Annotated in this window: 17 protein-coding genes; 12 read left to right on the plus strand and 5 right to left on the minus strand. The window is 67.7% G+C overall.

What is annotated here, in order from left to right:
- Positions 1 to 143: 143 nt before the first annotated feature.
- From ripC to pimB, 3 genes are read left to right on the plus strand one after another with little or no spacing between them, the layout of a single operon-like run.
- Positions 144 to 1,292 carry a peptidoglycan hydrolase RipC gene (gene ripC / locus ACRCUN_RS30820; protein ID WP_462145403.1) on the plus strand — a complete coding sequence of 383 codons (1,149 nt, stop codon included), beginning with the start codon at positions 144 to 146 and terminating at the stop codon, positions 1,290 to 1,292.
- Entirely contained in the window at positions 1,261 to 2,109 is an 849-nt protein-coding gene (locus tag ACRCUN_RS30825; RefSeq protein ID WP_462145404.1) for a gluzincin family metallopeptidase, read from the plus strand. The genes ripC and ACRCUN_RS30825 overlap by 32 nt, the downstream gene beginning before the upstream one ends.
- Positions 2,110 to 2,140: 31 nt before the next feature.
- Positions 2,141 to 3,283: a GDP-mannose-dependent alpha-(1-6)-phosphatidylinositol monomannoside mannosyltransferase gene (gene pimB / locus ACRCUN_RS30830; RefSeq protein WP_462145405.1), complete on the plus strand. Its 1,143-nt coding sequence runs from the start codon at positions 2,141 to 2,143 to the stop codon at positions 3,281 to 3,283.
- On the opposite strand, the gene ACRCUN_RS30835 is transcribed toward pimB, so the two are convergent.
- The gene (locus ACRCUN_RS30835; RefSeq protein WP_462145406.1) at positions 3,284 to 5,092 is read right to left on the minus strand and encodes an AMP-dependent synthetase/ligase; all 1,809 of its coding nucleotides are present in this window, start codon (positions 5,090 to 5,092) and stop codon (positions 3,284 to 3,286) included. It lies immediately after the preceding gene.
- Positions 5,093 to 5,185: 93 nt separating this feature from the next.
- Between ACRCUN_RS30835 and ACRCUN_RS30840 the strand changes: the two genes are divergently transcribed.
- From ACRCUN_RS30840 to ACRCUN_RS30860, 5 genes are all read left to right on the plus strand, one after another.
- Complete coding sequence (locus ACRCUN_RS30840) at positions 5,186 to 5,575, plus strand: polyketide cyclase / dehydrase and lipid transport (protein ID WP_462145407.1); 390 nt, start codon at positions 5,186 to 5,188, stop codon at positions 5,573 to 5,575.
- 104 nt (positions 5,576 to 5,679) lie between these two features.
- Positions 5,680 to 6,117: an SRPBCC family protein gene (locus tag ACRCUN_RS30845; protein ID WP_462145436.1), complete on the plus strand. Its 438-nt coding sequence runs from the start codon at positions 5,680 to 5,682 to the stop codon at positions 6,115 to 6,117.
- On the plus strand, positions 6,110 to 7,390 hold the full coding sequence (locus tag ACRCUN_RS30850; protein ID WP_462145437.1) for an ArsA family ATPase: 1,281 nt from the start codon (positions 6,110 to 6,112) through the stop codon (positions 7,388 to 7,390). The genes ACRCUN_RS30845 and ACRCUN_RS30850 overlap by 8 nt, the downstream gene beginning before the upstream one ends.
- Positions 7,387 to 7,779: a hypothetical protein gene (locus ACRCUN_RS30855; protein WP_462145408.1), complete on the plus strand. Its 393-nt coding sequence runs from the start codon at positions 7,387 to 7,389 to the stop codon at positions 7,777 to 7,779. The genes ACRCUN_RS30850 and ACRCUN_RS30855 overlap by 4 nt, the downstream gene beginning before the upstream one ends.
- Before the next feature lie 96 nt (positions 7,780 to 7,875).
- A complete protein-coding gene (locus ACRCUN_RS30860; protein ID WP_462145409.1) occupies positions 7,876 to 8,610 on the plus strand; it encodes a lysophospholipid acyltransferase family protein in 735 nt (244 codons plus the stop codon).
- Here ACRCUN_RS30860 and ACRCUN_RS30865 read toward each other — a convergent pair.
- Positions 8,607 to 9,896: a glycosyltransferase family 87 protein gene (locus tag ACRCUN_RS30865; RefSeq protein ID WP_462145410.1), complete on the minus strand. Its 1,290-nt coding sequence runs from the start codon at positions 9,894 to 9,896 to the stop codon at positions 8,607 to 8,609. The two genes, ACRCUN_RS30860 and ACRCUN_RS30865, sit on opposite strands and share 4 nt — an antisense overlap.
- 81 nt (positions 9,897 to 9,977) lie before the next feature.
- Between ACRCUN_RS30865 and ACRCUN_RS30870 the strand changes: the two genes are divergently transcribed.
- From ACRCUN_RS30870 to ACRCUN_RS30880, 3 genes are read left to right on the plus strand one after another with little or no spacing between them, the layout of a single operon-like run.
- Positions 9,978 to 10,835 (plus strand): hypothetical protein, encoded by an 858-nt coding sequence (locus ACRCUN_RS30870; protein ID WP_462145411.1) that lies wholly within the window; start codon positions 9,978 to 9,980, stop codon positions 10,833 to 10,835.
- Positions 10,835 to 11,347, plus strand: a complete 513-nt coding sequence (locus ACRCUN_RS30875) for a polyadenylate-specific 3'-exoribonuclease AS (RefSeq protein ID WP_462145412.1) — start codon at positions 10,835 to 10,837, stop codon at positions 11,345 to 11,347. Before ACRCUN_RS30870 ends, ACRCUN_RS30875 begins: the two co-directional genes overlap by 1 nt.
- Before the next feature lie 33 nt (positions 11,348 to 11,380).
- Positions 11,381 to 12,769 carry a class II 3-deoxy-7-phosphoheptulonate synthase gene (locus tag ACRCUN_RS30880; RefSeq protein ID WP_462145413.1) on the plus strand — a complete coding sequence of 463 codons (1,389 nt, stop codon included), beginning with the start codon at positions 11,381 to 11,383 and terminating at the stop codon, positions 12,767 to 12,769.
- A gap of 7 nt (positions 12,770 to 12,776) precedes the next feature.
- Here the strand turns inward: ACRCUN_RS30880 and ACRCUN_RS30885 are convergent, their stop codons facing one another.
- Positions 12,777 to 14,006: a protein kinase domain-containing protein gene (locus tag ACRCUN_RS30885; protein WP_462145414.1), complete on the minus strand. Its 1,230-nt coding sequence runs from the start codon at positions 14,004 to 14,006 to the stop codon at positions 12,777 to 12,779.
- Positions 14,007 to 14,042: 36 nt separating this feature from the next.
- On the opposite strand from ACRCUN_RS30885, the gene ACRCUN_RS30890 reads away from it, so the two are divergent.
- Entirely contained in the window at positions 14,043 to 14,447 is a 405-nt protein-coding gene (locus ACRCUN_RS30890) for an Rv2175c family DNA-binding protein (protein WP_462145415.1), read from the plus strand.
- Here ACRCUN_RS30890 and ACRCUN_RS30895 read toward each other — a convergent pair.
- Positions 14,434 to 15,963, minus strand: coding sequence for an alpha-(1->6)-mannopyranosyltransferase A (locus ACRCUN_RS30895; protein ID WP_462145416.1), 1,530 nt, complete (start codon positions 15,961 to 15,963; stop codon positions 14,434 to 14,436). The genes ACRCUN_RS30890 and ACRCUN_RS30895 overlap by 14 nt on opposite strands.
- 18 nt (positions 15,964 to 15,981) lie before the next feature.
- A complete protein-coding gene (gene idsA2 / locus ACRCUN_RS30900; protein ID WP_462145417.1) occupies positions 15,982 to 17,070 on the minus strand; it encodes a bifunctional (2E,6E)-farnesyl/geranyl diphosphate synthase in 1,089 nt (362 codons plus the stop codon).
- Positions 17,071 to 17,139 lie beyond the last annotated feature (69 nt).

Here is a 17,139-nt window from a genome sequence, read left to right on the forward strand (position 1 = left end):
TCCGTTGTCGCACAGGAAAATATGCCTGAGGGGCTGTTAAATTTGCATCTCCTGTTGGACAACCCCGATGCCGTTTCGTAACCTATCTGAGACCTAAGAGCAGTTCGAGGCGGCTCGCTAACGCCAGTTGTGAGGACGAAAACTTGAGGCACGACCGCGCGCACCGGCCCACAAGTCGTGTCAAGCGACCCGTTGCAGGTGCAATAGCGGCCTTGACTTTAATGTCGGGACTTTTCGCCGGAAGTGTGCAGGCCGATCCCGCCGAAGACGCACTGGCAAAGCTCAACGAACTGTCGCGCCAGGCTGAGCAGACCACCGAGGCGATGCACTCGGCGCAGTTGGATCTCAACGAGAAGCTGGCAGCTCAGCAGGCGGCGGAGAAGAAGCACGCCGATGACCTGGCCGCCGCCGATCAGGCAAAGGCTCAGCTGGCAACGTTCCAGGCGTCGGTGAACAAAGTTGCTGCCGCGCAGTACATGGGCGGTCGGACCTCCGGTGTGGACGCGATCCTGACCGCCGACTCTCCGCAGCAGCTGATCGAGCAACTCGCCGTGCAGCGTGTGATGGCGACCCAGATGTCGGCGCAGATGCAGAACTTCCGCTCGGTCGGCGAGAAGGCTGCCGCGGCCGAGCAGGCGTCGGCAAAATCGGCCGCCGACGCCAAGACCGCCGCCGAGCAAGCCGCCGCAGTGCGCGCCGATCTGCAATCCAAGCAAAGTCAACTGCAGGTGCAGATCGCCGTCGTCAAGTCCCAGTACCAGGCCCTCACGCCGGTTCAGCGCGAGGCGCTCGCCGCTGTCCCGCCTGCCCCCGCCGCGCCGCCCGCACCGGCTCCGGGTGCGTTGCCACCAGCGAACGATCCCGGCGTGTTGGCAGCACCGCCGAACGGCATTCCGCCGGGCGACATCGCCCCGCCCGAGGCCGCGATTCCTGGCGGTGCACCCAGCGGCCATTCCTCCACGGTCATCCAGGCTGCGCTGAGCCGGATCGGTTCACCGTACTCGTGGGGTGGCTCGGGTCCAAGCGCCTTCGACTGCTCCGGTCTGGTGATGTGGTCGTTCCAGCAGGCAGGCATCTCGCTGCCGCACTCCAGCCAGGCGCTGGCCCGCGGCGGTCAGCCCGTCTCGCAGGATCAGATGCAGCCGGGCGATCTGGTCACCTATTACTCGGATGCCTCGCATGTGGGCATCTACATCGGCGACGGAATGATGGTGCACGCGTCGACCTACGGCACCCCGGTACGGGTCGCCCCGGTCAACAATGCGCCGATCTACAACGTCCGCCGGTACTGACGTCCGATTCCGGCGCCCGGCACTCGCGGTAGTGCTGCTGTCCGAACTCGGCCTTGCCGCAGCCGTCCTGATGGCACATGCGCCACCCGAGTCCGCGCCCGCAGGCACACCGCCCGGTGTCCCTGCCGTTTCGACGGCCCCCGCCGCCGGCACCAGGATGGAACTGCCCGACGGTCGCACTGCTGAGCTTCTTGCGCTGGGGGGCAGGCATGCCGGCGTCCTGCTCGACCGCATCCGTGCCGAATTGCCCGGTGCCGTCGAGGCGGTGACGGCGTTCTGGGGCCCGGACTGGCGCAGGGATGTCGTCATCGCGGTCGCCGCATCGGATGAGCAGTTCCGGGTTCTGGCCGGAGGCGTCGGCGACATCGCCGCGACCACGACGGCCCAACGCATCATGTTCGCGCCCGGTGCGGCCGCGATGAGCCCGGCGGCCTTGCGGACTGTCCTGCGCCATGAGCTGTTTCATTACGCGGCGCGGTCGCAGACCGCCGCCGACGCGCCCCGGTGGCTCACCGAGGGCGTGGCCGACTACGTCGGCCGCCCACCGACCGCCATCCCGGAACAGGCAAGCGTGCTCGGGCAACTGCCCACCGATGCCGACCTCGACTCGCCGGGCGCCGCGCGGTCGTTGGCCTACGACCGGGCCTGGTGGTTCAGTCGCTACGTCGCCGAGACCTACGGCGTGCCTGCGCTGCGCGACCTGTATGTGCGGGCGTGCGGGATCGGTCATCCCGACGTGGCGACCGCGGTGCGCGATGCCCTGGGCGCCGACCTCGACGAGGTGGTCGCCGGTTGGCGACGGTGGCTGAGCGGCTAGCCTGATCGCCGATGGTTACAAGGATGACGCTGTGACGCGGGTTCTGTTGGTCACCAACGACTTTCCACCGCGTCGCGGCGGCATTCAGTCGTACCTGGAGGCGTTCGTCGGCGAGTTGACGCGAAACGGTTCGCACCAGCTCACGGTGTACGCGCCGAAGTGGAAAGGGTGCGCCGACTACGACGCGGAAGCCGAGCGGAACGGCTACCGGATCGTGCGCCATCCCACGACCCTGATGGTGCCCGAGCCGACTGTCGCGATCCGCATGGCCCGGCTCATCCGCGAGCACGACATCGAAACCGTCTGGTTCGGTGCGGCCGCACCCCTGGCTCTACTCGGCCCGCTGGCGCGTCGCGCCGGGGCCCGCCGCGTGGTGGCGAGCACGCACGGGCACGAGGTGGGGTGGTCGATGCTGCCCGTGGCGCGTACCGCGCTTCGCCGAATCGGTGAGGATGCCGACGTCGTCACGTTCGTCAGCCGCTATACACGCGGCCGGTTCGCCTCGGCGTTCGGTCCCAACGCGGCGCTCGAACATCTCGCCCCCGGCGTCGACACCGACCGGTTCCAGCCCGATCCCGCGGCGCGTGCGCAACTGCGCGAGCGTTACGACCTCGGAGACCGTCCCGTGGTGGTATGCCTGTCCCGGCTGGTGCCGCGCAAGGGCCAGGACATGCTGATCCGCGCGCTACCGGCGATCCGGCGCCGAATCCCCGACACCGCGCTGGCCATTGTCGGCGGCGGACCGTATCTCGAGACATTGCAGCGGTTGGCCCGGGACCACGGTGTGGCCGACCACGTCATCTTCACCGGGGGGGTACCAGCGGCGGAACTCCCCGCCCATCACGCGATGGCCGACGTGTTCGCCATGCCGTGCCGGACCCGCGGGGCGGGACTGGATGTCGAAGGTCTGGGCATCGTGTACCTGGAGGCCTCGGCCTGCGGGGTACCGGTCGTCGCGGGCACGTCGGGCGGTGCACCCGAAACCGTGCTCGACGGGCAGACGGGCACGGTCGTCGACGGCACCGATGTCAGCGCGATCGCGACGGCCGTCGGCGATCTGCTCGCCGACCCGGGCCGCGCCGCCGCGATGGGCGTGGCAGGCAGGCACTGGGCGGTCGACAACTGGCAGTGGCGGGCCAAAGGCGCCCGCCTCGCCGAACTGTTGAGCGGCTAGCTAGCCGTACAGCGCGGCGATGTCGCTGGCGAACTTCTCGGCCACGACCTTGCGCTTGACCTTGAGCGTCGGCGTCAACTCGCCGGTGTCCTCGGTGAAGTCGACCGGCAGGATCCGGAACTTGCGGATGGCCTCGGCATGCGACACCGCATGATTGGCCTCCTTGACCGCGAGGTCGATCTCGGCGGTCAGGTCGGGATCCTCGGCAAGCTCGGCGACCGTCGCGCTCGCGCTCTTACCGTTACGGTCCTTCCAGCCGGGGAAGGCTTCCGGATCGATCGTGATGAGAGCGGCGATGAACGGCTGCTTGTCGCCGACGGCCATCGCCTGGCTGATCAACGGATGCGCGCGCAGTCGGTCCTCGAGCAGCGCGGGTGCGACGTTCTTGCCCCCCGCGGTCACGATGATCTCCTTCTTACGGCCGACGATGGTGAGGAAGCCGTCGTCGTCGATCGCGCCGAGGTCACCGGTATGGAACCAGCCGTCGGAGATGACCGCGTTGGTCTCGGCCTCGTTCTTCCAGTAGCCGTTGAACACCACGCCGCCCTTGACCAGCAGCTCTCCGTCATCGGCGATGCGCATGCTGTTGCCGGGCACGAGCTTTCCGACCGAACCGACCTTGAGCTCGCCGACGCGGTTGACGGTGATCGCGGCGCTGGTCTCGGTCAACCCGTAGCCCTCGTAGATGGACAGCCCGACACCGCGGTAGAAGTGGCCGAGGCGTTCGCCGAGCGGTGCGCCACCGGAGATGGCGGCGTGGCACTCGCCGCCGAGCGCGGCCCGCAACTTGCCGTACACCAGGCGGTCGAACACCGCGTGCTTGAGCTTGAGCACCAGGCCCGGGCCTCCGGTGTCCTGTGCCCGGCTCCACTCAATAGCGGTGTCGGCCGCGATCTCGAAGATCTTGCCCTTGCCGTCGTTGCGGGCGTTCTGCTCGGCGGTGTTGTAGACCTTCTCGAACACGCGCGGAACCGAGACGACGAGCGTCGGCTTGAACACCGCGAACATCGGCACCAGATTCTTGATGTCGCTCGTGAAGCCGAGCGTGACCTTGTTGGTGAACGCCGCGATCGTGATGGCGCGGGCCAGGACGTGGGCCAGCGGCAGGAACACCAGCATCCGCTCGCCCTTGGCCAGGTGGGTGGGGAAGCACTCCTTGGCGCCGCGGATCTCGTAGAGCAGGTTGGAATGGGTCAGTTGGCAGCCCTTGGGCTGACCCGTGGTGCCCGAGGTGTAGATGAGGGTGGCCGGATCGGCGGATCGGATACCGGCCAGCCGCTTGTCGAGCTCGGCGGGGTCGACGGACTTGCCGGTCTCGGCCAGCGATTGCAGCGCCGGGGTCGTCGAGCCGTCGATCGTAAGGACCGTGCGCAGACCGGACAGGTCACCTTTGAGCTGCTCGACCGTGTCGGCGTGCGCGTCGGACTCGGCGAACACGACCGCCGCACCGGAGTTCTCCAGTACGAACCGCACTTGCTCGGCCGATGACGTCTCGTAGATGGGCACTGTCACCGCGCCGACCGACAGGATCGCGAAATCGATGATCGGCCATTCGTAGCGGGTGGCCGACAGGATCGCGACCCGATCACCGGGCTGCACGCCGTCGGCGATCAAACCCAAAGCTGCCGAACGAATCTGACTCGCGGCCTCGGCGCACGTCACGTCGGTCCAGGCACCGTCGACCAGGCGGCGGAAGATCACATGGTTGGGGTCGTCAGCCTCGTGGGTGAATACCGAACTGACGATGTTGTCGTGCTCGCCGACGGTGAAGGATGGCGGCACACTGTATTCAGCACTGTACTCACGCACGATCTTGCCCTCCAGGCTTGTGTAGCGGCTGTGCCGGTCAGCCTAGTCGGCCGGGCTAGGCCGATGACCGCGCATGTGTGAAGCTATTCGGCGATGAACAGCATTCAGATCGCCGACGAGACCTTCGTCGCCGCTGATCCGGTGGCGGTGGGCCAGGCGGTGGCAGACCCCGCGAGCTGGCGCCGGTGGTGGCCGGATCTCGGGCTGGCCGTCGTCGAGGACCGGGCCGAGAAAGGCCAGCGCTGGACAGTCACCGGTGCGCTCACCGGGACGATGGAGATCTGGCTCGAAGAAATGCTCGACGGCGTGATCCTGCATTACTTCCTGCATGCCGAGCCGTCCGGGGCGACGGCCTGGCAACTCGCGCGCATGGACCTGGCCAAGATGAATCACCGCCGCCGGGTGGCCGGGAAGGTGATGGCGTTCGAGATCAAGCAGCGGCTGGAGGCCTCCCGCCCGATCGGAATTTCCCGGCTGGCCTGACGACAGGTTCCGGGGGGTCCGGGGCGGCGCGGGAGAGTAGATTTCTTCGCGAGGGCCCTAGACAGGTCGTGTACCTCCGCGCAACGGGGGAGAAGGGCGTGCAGGTGGCGGACAAGACGGCGCAGACCATCTACATCGATGCCGATCCGTCGACGGTGATGGACGTCATCGCCGACATCGGTTCCTATCCGGATTGGGTCGCCGAATACAAGGAGACCGAGGTACTCGAGACCGACGACGAGGGCTATCCGAAAACGGCCCGGCTCGTGCTCGACGCCGCGGTGCTCAAGGACACCATGGTGCTGGCCTACGACTGGCCGTCCGACCGGGCCTCGGTGACGTGGTCACTCGTGTCGAGTTCGCTGCTGCGGTCCTTGCAGGGGGCATACCGGTTGAATCCCAAGGGATCCGGCACGGACGTGACCTACGAGCTGTCGGTGGATCTGATCATCCCGATGATCGGCCTGCTCAAGCGCAAGGCCGAACGGCGGCTCACCGACACCGCACTGAAAGACCTCAAGAAACGAGTAGAGGCTGAGTGATTCGCCGTCGCCTGCCCGGGGTGCAGAGCCAGCCCGGATCAGCCTCTTCGTCGGAAAGGGCGGGGTAGGCAAGTCCACGCTGGCCACCGCGACCGCCGTACGCGCTGCGCGGGCGGGCCTGCGGGTGCTCATCGTGTCCACCGATCAGGCGCATTCGACGGGCGACGTGCTGGGGATCAGCCTCGCGCCGACCGGGCAGCGGTCACCGACCCGGGTGCTGACCGACATGGAGACCGGGCTCGACGACGCGGGGGGATCGCTAGACGCCCTTGCTCTCGACACGCTCGCGCTCCTTGAGTCACGCTGGGTCGAGATCGCGGCCACGCTGTCGGCGCGCTTTCCGGAATCGGATCTGGGAGATATTGCCCCAGAGGAACTTTCGCCCCTGCCGGGGATTCAGGAGGTGCTCGGCCTGCACGAGGTGGGCGAGCTGGCCGGTTCAGGGCAGTGGGATCACGTCGTGGTGGACTGTGCGTCCACGGCCGACGCGCTGCGCATGCTGACCCTGCCCGACACATTCGGCCTGTATCTCGAGCGGGCGTGGCCGCGGCACCGCAGGCTGTCGGGTACGGCCGATGCCGCGACAGCGGCGATCGTGGCGCTGCTCGAGCGTACCGACGCAGGTATCCGCGAGCTCTCGGCGTTGCTGACCGACGGGTCGCGCGTCACCGCGCACCTGGTGCTGACGGCCGAACGGGTGGTGGCGGCCGAGGCGGCGAGAACATTGGGATCGTTGGCCCTGATGGGCGTCGAGGTGTCCGAACTGATCGTCAATCAGATTCTGGTGCAGGATGATTCGTTCGAGTACCACAACCTTCCCGCGCACCCCGCGTTCGACTGGTACACCGAGCGGATATCCGAGCAGCAGGCGGTGCTCGACGAACTCGACGCCACGATCGGCGATGTGGGGCTGGTGCTGGTGCCGCATCTGGCCGGTGAGCCGATCGGCCCCAAGGCCCTTGCCGAATTGCTCGACTGCGCGCGCAGGCGCGATGGATCTCCGCCACCCGGGCCGCTGCGGCCGGTGGTGGATCGCGAATCGGGATCCGGCCTCGATGCGGTGTACCGACTGCGGCTAGAGTTGCCCCAGGTCGACTCCGCCGGACTGACGTTGGGCCGGGTCGATGACGACTTGATCATCGGCGTCGGCGGTATGCGGCGCCGGGTACGGTTGGCGTCCGTTCTGCGGCGGTGCATCGTGACGGACGCGCAGTTACGGGGCAGCGAGTTGACGGTGCGTTTCCGTCCTAATCCGGAGGTGTGGCCGGCATGATTGGGTCCCATCCCGACCTCGGGCCCGAGCTGCGGCAGCTCGCCCAGTCGATCTTGGACAAGTTGGATCCCGCAGTGCGGATCGCGGCGGCGCGCGCGGCGGCCACCGCAGGAGGTCCGGGTAAATGCCAGCAGGTGTGGTGCCCGGTGTGCGCGCTGGCCGCCGTGATCAACGGTGAGCACCATCCGCTACTCGGCGTCGTCGCCGAGCACAGCGTGGCGCTGCTCGCGGTGATCCGCGCGGTACTCGACGACACCGACGGCACCGAAGGCGCCGGGGGCGGCCAAGGTCCCGACGGGGGACCGGATTCCCCGCCACCGCCCGACGACTCACCGCCGCCGCCCGGACCGGGCCGCTACCAGCACATCCCCGTCACCGTGCAGGAGTGAGGACCCCGGCTCGCGCGGGCGTCCTGTGGTAGCCACTACAACGCCTGGGTAAAGTTGGGCCAGAGCATCGTCCGGTGCGCCCAAGGTGGAGGGTCCATGTGGTACTGGCTTTTCAAGTTCATCTTCATGGGACCTTTGCTGTCCTTGCTCGGTCGGCCGAAAGTAACTGGGCTGGAGCATGTTCCGGCCTCGGGTGCGGTGATCCTGGCCAGTAATCACCTGGCCGTCGCGGACAGCTTCTATCTGCCCCTCGTGGTGAGCCGCCGGATCACGTTCCTGGCCAAGGCCGAGTACTTCACCGGGACGGGGATCAAGGGCTGGTTCACCCGCTGGTTCTACACCGTTGCGGGCCAGGTGCCGATCGACCGCACCGACGCCGACTCCGCGCAGAGCGCGTTGACCACCGCCGAGCGGATTCTCAGCGAGGGCAAGTTGCTGGGCATGTACCCGGAAGGCACGCGCTCACCGGACGGACGGCTGTACAAGGGCAAGACGGGCCTCGCGCGGCTGGCGCTGCAGACCGGCGTGCCCGTCATTCCGGTCGCGATGATCGGAACGGACGTGGTGAACCCGCCCGGCAGCAAGATGTGGCGGTTCGGGCGCGTCGAGGTCAGGTTCGGCAAGCCGATGGACTTCTGCCGGTTCGACGGACTGGCGGGCAACCGGTTCATCGAACGGGCCGTCATCGACGAGGTGATGTACGAGCTGATGCGACTCTCCGAGCAGGAGTACGTCGACCTCTACGCGGCCGACGTCAAGGAGGACGCCGAGAAGGCCGATAAAGCCGAAGCCAAGCCCGCCTCGCGCATGCCGCAGACGGCCGCGGGCTAGTTCCGGACCAGCGGCTCGGCCGCGACCGCGGCGCGGACCCGGGCATGCGACGTCGACGCGACGCCGATCACAACGATCATCGCGAGTGCCCACCACACGTATGAGCCGCCGGCGAGCTGGCGCCACAGGGACGCCGTGGTCTCGCGGTGCTCGGGCATCAACGTGATGGGCGTCCACACCAGCAGTGCGACGCCTGCCGCGGTCGCCGCGGCCAGCAGTGCGTTGCGATTGCGGTAGGCCAGGATGCCTGCGACCAGCAGCGTGGGCAGCGTCCACACCCAGTGGTGCGACCACGACACCGGCGACACGACCAGCCCGAACATCGCCACGCAGATCAACGCGAGCACCGATGACTCGTCTGCCGCGCTGCGCAGCGCCCGCCTCGCGGCCCAGACCGTCAGCGCCAGCACCGCGAAACACGCCACGACCCACAGCACGAAGCGCGGGCCCTCGCCGAGGCCGAGGCGGGCCAGCGCCCCGGCGATGTTCTGATTGGTGTTGAGCGTCGCGGTGCCGATCCGGTCGGTGTTGCGCACGGTCTCGGTCCAGTACTCCAGCGAGTCCCGCCACGCCAGCACGAACCCGGCCAGTGTCGCGACGATCGCCGACGCCGCCGTGCGCAGCAGGGTGTGCACGTCGCGGCGCAGCAGGAAGTACAGCAGGAACACCGCAGGGGTCAGTTTCAGCGCGATCGCCAGACCGAGCAGCAGGCCGCGCGGCCACGGCGTGCGCCGGGGGACACAGTCGGCGATCACCAGCGTCATCAGCACGACGTTGATCTGGCCGAACTCGAAGTTGGACCGAATCGGCTCCAGGTAGATCACCGCGGGTGCGACGACCGCCGCGGCCAGCCAGCACCGGCGCATCCAGGCGGGCTCGCGGGTGATCGTGGTGTGCGGCCAGACATCCAGCCGCGTCAGCACGATGACCGTCGAGATGATCAGCAGCATCAGCGTGGTGACGGTGATCGCCGAACTCGCCACGGGCAGCGACAGCCAGGCGAACGGTGCGAACGCGATGGCGGCCAGCGGGGGATAGGTGAACGGCAGGTCCAAACCGCCTTCAGTGTGGAAGATGGCGCCGTCGGCGTAGAGCGGACGGCCGTCCAGCCACGCCTGCCCGCCCATCCGGTACACGTCGATGTCGATGCGGTAGGGCACCCGGCCGAGCAGGCGCCAGCCGACCCAGACGAGCGCCGCGAGAGTCAGCAGCTGAAATATCCGCCACGCGATGGAGGGTGCCCAACCAGCCCAACCAGCCCCACCGGGCGACTGCCGCTTACTCATGTTGTCAACAGACTATCGGTGGGCGGCGCCGCCAGCCGCATCCCCGGCCCCGACGCGCGCAGGTCGGCGTAAGTTTTCAGGGTGCACGTGACCGTCAGCCTCGATTTCATCACCCGCGATCGCCTGCCGTTGATGTGCTGCCTGCTGGGCTTCATCCTCACCTTCTTCGTCACCCGCACGGTGGTGCGCTACATCCGCAAACATGCCGACAGCGACCAGCCGCCCAAGTGGTGGCAGCCGCGCAACATCGGTCACGGCTCACTGCACATTCACCATGTGGTGATCGGTGTCGTGCTGGTGATGGTTTCCGGGGTAACCATGGTGACGCTCGCGGTAAACGGCGGGGTGGCGGAGTTCACGGTCGCGGCAACCTTCTTCGGCGTCGGTGCCGCACTGGTGCTCGACGAATTCGCGTTGATCCTGCATCTGTCCGACGTGTACTGGGCCGAGGATGGCCGCACCTCGGTGGATGCGGTGTTCGCCGCGGTGGCCGTCGCAGGGCTGTTGATTCTGGGATTCAACCCGCTGTCATTCTTTGATATCGGTATCTGGCGCGAGGACCACACGCTGGCCGCTCGTGTGACCGTGATCGTGATCGCGGTGCTGACGCTGCTTCTCGCGGTGGTGGTGCTGCTCAAAGGCAAGGTGTGGACCGGATTGGTGGGCATGTTCATAACCCCGTTGCTCTTCGTCGGGGCGGTGCGGCTCTCGCGGCCGCACGCGCCGTGGGCACGCTGGCGCTATACGAGCCGTCCGCGCAAGATGCACCGCGCCCTTGAGCGGGAGCGCTGGCTGCGGCGACCCGTCGTGCAGGCGAAGTTGTGGCTGCAGGACGCGATCACCGGTATGCCGAAGTTTCCCGATGACGCCACCGTCGACGAGCAGCTCGACAAGGAGATCCATGCCGCGCCTGCTCCGGCCGTGGGGCGGAGCGCCTGATGCGGTACTTCTACGACACCGAGTTCATCGACGACGGGCGCACGATCGAGCTGATCTCGATCGGCGTCGCGGCCGAGGACGGCCGCGAGTACTACGCGATCTCGACGGAGTTCAATCCGGACCGAGCGGGCCGGTGGGTGCGCAAACACGTGCTACCCAAGCTGCCGTCGCCGTCGTCGAAGTTGTGGCGCTCGCGCCGCCAGATCCGGACCGATCTCGAGGACTTCTTCGACATCGACGGCGACGAGCCGATCGAGCTGTGGGCCTGGGTCGGGGCCTATGACCACGTGGTGCTGTGTCAGCTGTGGGGTCCGATGACCGATCTGCCGCCGGCGATACCGCGGTTCACGCGTGAGCTGCGCCAGTTCTGGGAGGAGCGCGGTTCACCGCGGATGCCTCCGCGACCCCGTGACGCGCATGATGCGCTGGTCGACGCCAAGCACAATCTGCACCGGTTCCAATTGATGACCGGCTCGGCTCTCACCTCGGACTTGGGCACCGCACAGGCCTGAGAACAGGCGTTGACCGGCGGCTACCATGAACGGGTGAACTGGACCGTCGACATTCCCATCGATCAGCTGCCGCCGCTGCCGCCGCTGACCGACGAGCTGCGGCAACGGCTGGACTCCGCGCTGGCCAAGCCGGCCGCCCAGCAGCCCAGCTGGGACGCGGACACCGCAAAGGCCATGCGCACGGTCCTGGAGAGCGTGCCGCCGGTGACGGTGCCCTCGGAGATCGAGAAGCTCAAGGGCATGCTCGCCGATGTCGCGCTGGGCAAGGCGTTCCTGCTGCAGGGCGGCGACTGCGCCGAGACTTTCGTCGACAACACCGAGCCGCACATCCGGGCCAACATCCGGACGCTGCTGCAGATGGCGGTGGTCCTGACCTACGGCGCGAGCATGCCGGTGGTGAAGGTCGCCCGTATTGCCGGGCAGTACGCCAAGCCGCGCTCGGCCGACGTCGACGCGCTCGGGCTGAAGTCCTACCGCGGCGACATGATCAACGGGTTCGCGCCCGACGCCGCCGTCCGCGCCCACGATCCGTCGCGGCTCGTGCGCGCCTACGCCAACGCCAGCGCGGCCATGAATCTGGTGCGTGCCCTCACGTCATCGGGGTTGGCGTCCCTGCACCTCGTGCACGACTGGAACCGCGAGTTCGTCCGGACCTCGCCCGCCGGGGCCCGCTACGAGGCGCTGGCCGGTGAGATCGACCGCGGCTTGAGCTTCATGTCGGCCTGCGGGGTGGCCGATCGCAACCTGCAGACCGCCGAGATCTTCGCGAGCCATGAGGCGCTCGTCCTCGACTACGAGCGCGCCATGCTGCGGCTGTCCGACGGGGTTGACGGCGAGCCCAAGCTCTACGACCAGTCCGCGCACTATCTGTGGATCGGTGAGCGCACCCGCCAGCTCGACGGCGCACACGTGGCGTTCGCCGAGGTCATCGCCAACCCGATCGGCGTGAAGCTCGGCCCGACGACGACACCGGAACTGGCCGTCGAGTACGTCGAACGCCTCGACCCGCACAACGAGCCGGGCCGGCTCACCCTGGTGACCCGGATGGGCAACAACAAGGTGCGCGATCTGCTGCCGCCGATCATCGAGAAGGTCCAGGCCACCGGACATCAGGTCATCTGGCAGTGCGATCCCATGCACGGCAACACCCACGAGTCGTCAACGGGCTACAAGACCCGCCACTTCGACCGCATCGTCGACGAGGTGCAAGGCTTCTTCGAGGTGCACCATGCCCTCGGCAGCCACCCCGGCGGCATTCACGTCGAGATCACCGGTGAGAACGTCACCGAGTGTCTCGGTGGGGCACAAGACATCTCGGATTCCGACCTGGGGGGCCGCTACGAGACGGCATGCGATCCGCGGCTGAACACCCAGCAGAGCCTCGAGCTGGCGTTCCTGGTCGCCGAGATGCTGCGCGGCTGACAGCGCCCTAGATCAGGGTGCCGATGTTGCTGCCGAGCGTCCACGCGGCGGCAGCGGCCAAGCCGGTCAGCGTCAGGATCGCGACCACCCAGAACAGCAGCGCGCGCTTGGCGCGTTGCTGCGCCCAGTAGAACTCGCTCATCTCTATACCGGCGAATTGTCTTGCCACACCCGAGTATTCGTCGGTGTCATCGGGGTCGGCCGGAATCGGCGCCCAGTCGTGCTGGTCGCGGGTGATCTCGCGGGTCGCCTGCCGGGGCGCCGCAGGGGGCGGCGGCCCGGTGACGTCGGTGGTCGCGGCCTGGCGACTGTGGAAGCGTGTCGCGGCCAGGTGCTGCGCCGAGTTGCGCGGTGCCGGAACGCGGAAGGCGGGCAGGCCGAGGTCGGCGACGATGGTGTCCAGCTCAGCGCTCATATCGTCGGCATCGGCGTAACGTCCGGCCGGCTCCCGGTTGGTGGCGCGACGCACCAGGTCATCGAATTGCTTTGGAACTCCGGCGATTACGCCGCTCGGCGGCGGCACGTCGTTGTCCATCCGCTGGTAGGCTACCGCAAGGGCGGAATCGCCGGTGAAGGGTGTGGTCCCGGTCAGCAGTTCATAGGTCAGGATGCCCACCGCGTAGACATCGCTGCGGGGATCGGCGTCGCCGGTGGCGACCTGTTCGGGCGAGAGGTAGGCCGCGGTTCCCAAGATCACACTGGTCGAGGTGATCTTGGCTTCGGCGACTGCGCGAACCAGACCGAAGTCGGCGATCTTGACCTCACCGTCGTCGGAGATCAGCACGTTCTCGGGTTTGATGTCGCGATGGACCAGCCCCGCCCGGTGTGCCACCGCCAGCCCGCCGAGAACCGGCTCCAGAACCGCGGCGACGGCGTGCGGGGGCATGGGTCCGCGTTCGGTCAGCAGTTCGCGCAGTGTGCCGCCCTCGATCAGCTCCATGACCAGGAAGGAAGGTTGGCCGCCCGGACCTCCGCCGCCCTGGTCGTACACGGAGACCAGGCCGGGGGCCTTGAGCCGGGCCACGGCACGCGCCTCACGCTGAAATCTCGTCAGGAAGTGCTCGTCACCGGAGTAGCGCGAGTCCATCACCTTAAGGGCGACGGGACGATCCAGCCGGGTATCGAGCCCGCGGTAGACCGTCGACATCCCGCCGGTGGCGATTGGGGTGTCCACGCGGTAGCGCCCATCCAGGACGGTGCCGACGAGTGGATCCGATTGCTGCTCCACCGAACACATGTTACGAGTCGGGCGTGGCCCCCTAGAATCAGTGCGGTGAGCAGTGTTCCGGCCGCCGATGACGTTTTGGATCCCGATGAGGCCGTCTATGACCTGGCCGAGGTCGCCGGGTTGCTCGGCATCCCGGTCACCAAGGTGCACCAACAGCTGCGCGAGAGCCATCTGGTCGCCGTGCGGCGCGGCGGTGCTGTGGTGGTGCCGAAGATCTTCTTCGATGACACCGGGCATGTCGTCAAGGCCCTGCCCGGGCTCCTGGTCGTCTTGCACGACGGCGGCTACGGCAACACCGAGATCGTGCGCTGGCTCTTCACACCGGACTCGTCGCTGACGATCACGAGGGACGGCAGCACCGACCGCCAGGACAACGCCCGGCCCGTCGACGCGCTGCACTCCCACCAGGCTCGCGAGGTCGTGCGCCGGGCCCAGGCTATGGCGTACTAGTTTCCGGCTCCGGATCTGGCGCCGGCTCGGGCGCCTTGTAGAGCGAATACCACGCGACCGCAGCACATGCCGTGGTCAGGAGCACGTGCGCCCACGAGTACATGCCGTGGGCGCCGTCGGGCTTCCACATCACCATGATCCAGGTCGAGGCGCCCGCGATCGCGGCGATCGCAGGCCGGGTCTGGATCAGGGCGGCCGCCACCGCGAGCGGCCAGGTGTAGTACCACGGCAGCGCGGCCGGCACGAACAACACCACCACCAGCATGGCCAGTGCGATGCCGGTCAGCACGTCGCGGTCGGTATGGCGGAATCGCCACCACAGCAACGGAAGTGAGATGGCGATGACCGCCAACCCGACGATCCGGGTCACGCCGAGTACCGCGTAGAAGTTGACCGGCAGCACCAGGCCGCCGAAGACGTTGACCAGGTTGGCGACTGCGGTCGGCACGGTCAGCCAGTTGATGATCTTCACGTTGCCCGCCGCAAGCGCCGACAGCCAGCCCAACCCGACACCGGCCAGCAACGACATCACCGCGAACACCGCGGCGAAGATCGCGATCGAGGCCGCGGTCGCCAGCGCGAATGCGCGGATGGGCGGGACGTCGCGGCGATCGCGCAGCTGATGCATCCACGCCCACACCATGAACGGAAGGGCAAGGCCTGCGGTCGCTTTCACGGCGACCGCGACAGCGATCAGACCGATACCCCACACCGGGTGCCGCTCGAAGGTCAACGCGATACCGGCCATCATGAGCCCGACCATCAGCATTTCGTTGTGGACACCGCCCATCAGGTGAATGATCACCAGGGGGTTGAGCACGCAGATCCACAGTGCCGCCGCCCCGCTCGCGCCGATGTGGCGTGCCACTCGTTGCGTCGCCCAGATCAGCAGGACCAGACCGGGCAGCATGCACAGGCGCAGCAGCATGGTTCCGGCCACGACGTCGTTGCCGACCAGGATGGTGACGAACTTCGCGACGAGGATGAACGCCGGACCGTATGGCGCGGTCGTCGTCGTCCAGATCGGACTCACGTTGTCGAGCAAGGAGTTCGGGTTCTCGACCGGTCCGACCACATAAGGGTCGAAGCCGTCGCGGAGCAGTGCACCCTGCGCCAGATAGGAATACGTGTCGCGGCTGAACAGCGGAACACTCAGCAGTAGCGGCGCCAGCCAGAAGCCGGTGGTGGCCACCATCGTGTATTCGGTGGCGGTGCGGTCGATCACGCGGCGCCCCAACCACAACCACGCGATCAGCATCAGTGCGACGCCCGTCCACAGCAGGACCGACGACAACACCAGGCCGTGACCGAACCGCAGCCAGGACAGGTGCAGCGATTCCAGCAGCGGGTCGTGCAAACGGGTGCTTCCCGCGCCGAGTCCGCCGATCGTCAGCAGGGCCGCGCCCAGGCAGCCGAGTCGCGCCGGGCGCGCCTCGGGAGAGACTGCGAACGCGGCAAGACGCGAGACATGCTGTGCCGGCCCGCTGTTCGGGGTCTGAATTCCGGTGGGCGTCATGGGTGGGGAGTCATACTCCTATACCGAACGGCTGGCGGCCCATCGGGCGAGCTCGGACAGACCGGCTTTGGCCCTGGCGTGGACGGGGGCGGCCGCGAGCACATCGAGCGCGCGGCTCGTTAGCAGCTCGATGTGATCCTCGACGGCGGCCAGTGCGCCGACGGATTCGATGGCCCGGCACAGCTCCCCGACCTGAGCGTCGGACAGTTCCGTGCCGACCGACGTGCGCAGCAACTTGGCTGCCGCCGGATCGGATTTGTCGGCCAGCTCAAGCGCCTCGGCCAGCAGTACCGTGCGTTTGCCCGAGCGCAGGTCGTCGCCCGACGGCTTTCCGGTCACGGCCGGGTCGCCGAACACTCCGAGCACATCGTCGCGCAGCTGGAAGGCCACGCCGAGATCGTTGCCGATCCCGTGGAAGATCTCCTGCACGTCCGGGCGGTCGGCCGCTGCCGCTGCGCCCAGCTGGAGTGGCCGGGCCACGGTGTAGGACGCGGTCTTGTACGTGTTGACGTTCATCGCCGAGGCCACCGACTCCGCGCCGCTCGATTCGGAGACGATGTCGAGGTACTGCCCGCCGAGCACCTCGGTACGGATATGCCGCCATACCTGCTGGACCCGTCCGTGTGCGTCGACGGGAAGATCGGCGCCTGCGACCACGTCGTCAGCCCATGCCAGCGCGAGGTCGCCGGCCAGGATCGCCGCCGACAGACCGAACTGCTTGGCCGAGCCACGCCACGTGCGGCCGTGGTGCTGCTCGGTGAACAGGCGATGCACGGTCGGCAGGCCACGCCGCGTCGCCGAGTCGTCGATGACGTCGTCGTGGATCAGGGCGCACGCCTGCAGCAACTCCAGCGCGGCGAACAGCCGCAGCACGCCCGCATCGGCAGATGCGTCGGGCGGTTCGATGACGGCCCGCCAACCCCAGTAGGCGAAGACCGGGCGCAGCCGTTTGCCGCCGCGCAGCACGAACTCCTCGAGAGCGGCGGTCAGCTCCGCATAGTCCGATCCGATATACGCGCAGTCTTCTCGGCGCTCGTGCAGATACTCGCGCAACTGGTCGGTGACGGCGCTGGCCAACTCGACGGCTGACGGTGCCGCTGCTTCCACGCTCAGCGCCCGCCCCTTTCTGTGTGTGCTCCGATGGCCCCCGAGTGCATTCAGCGTAAAGCGTGCCGC

Source organism: Mycobacterium venezuelense (assembly GCF_054919535.1).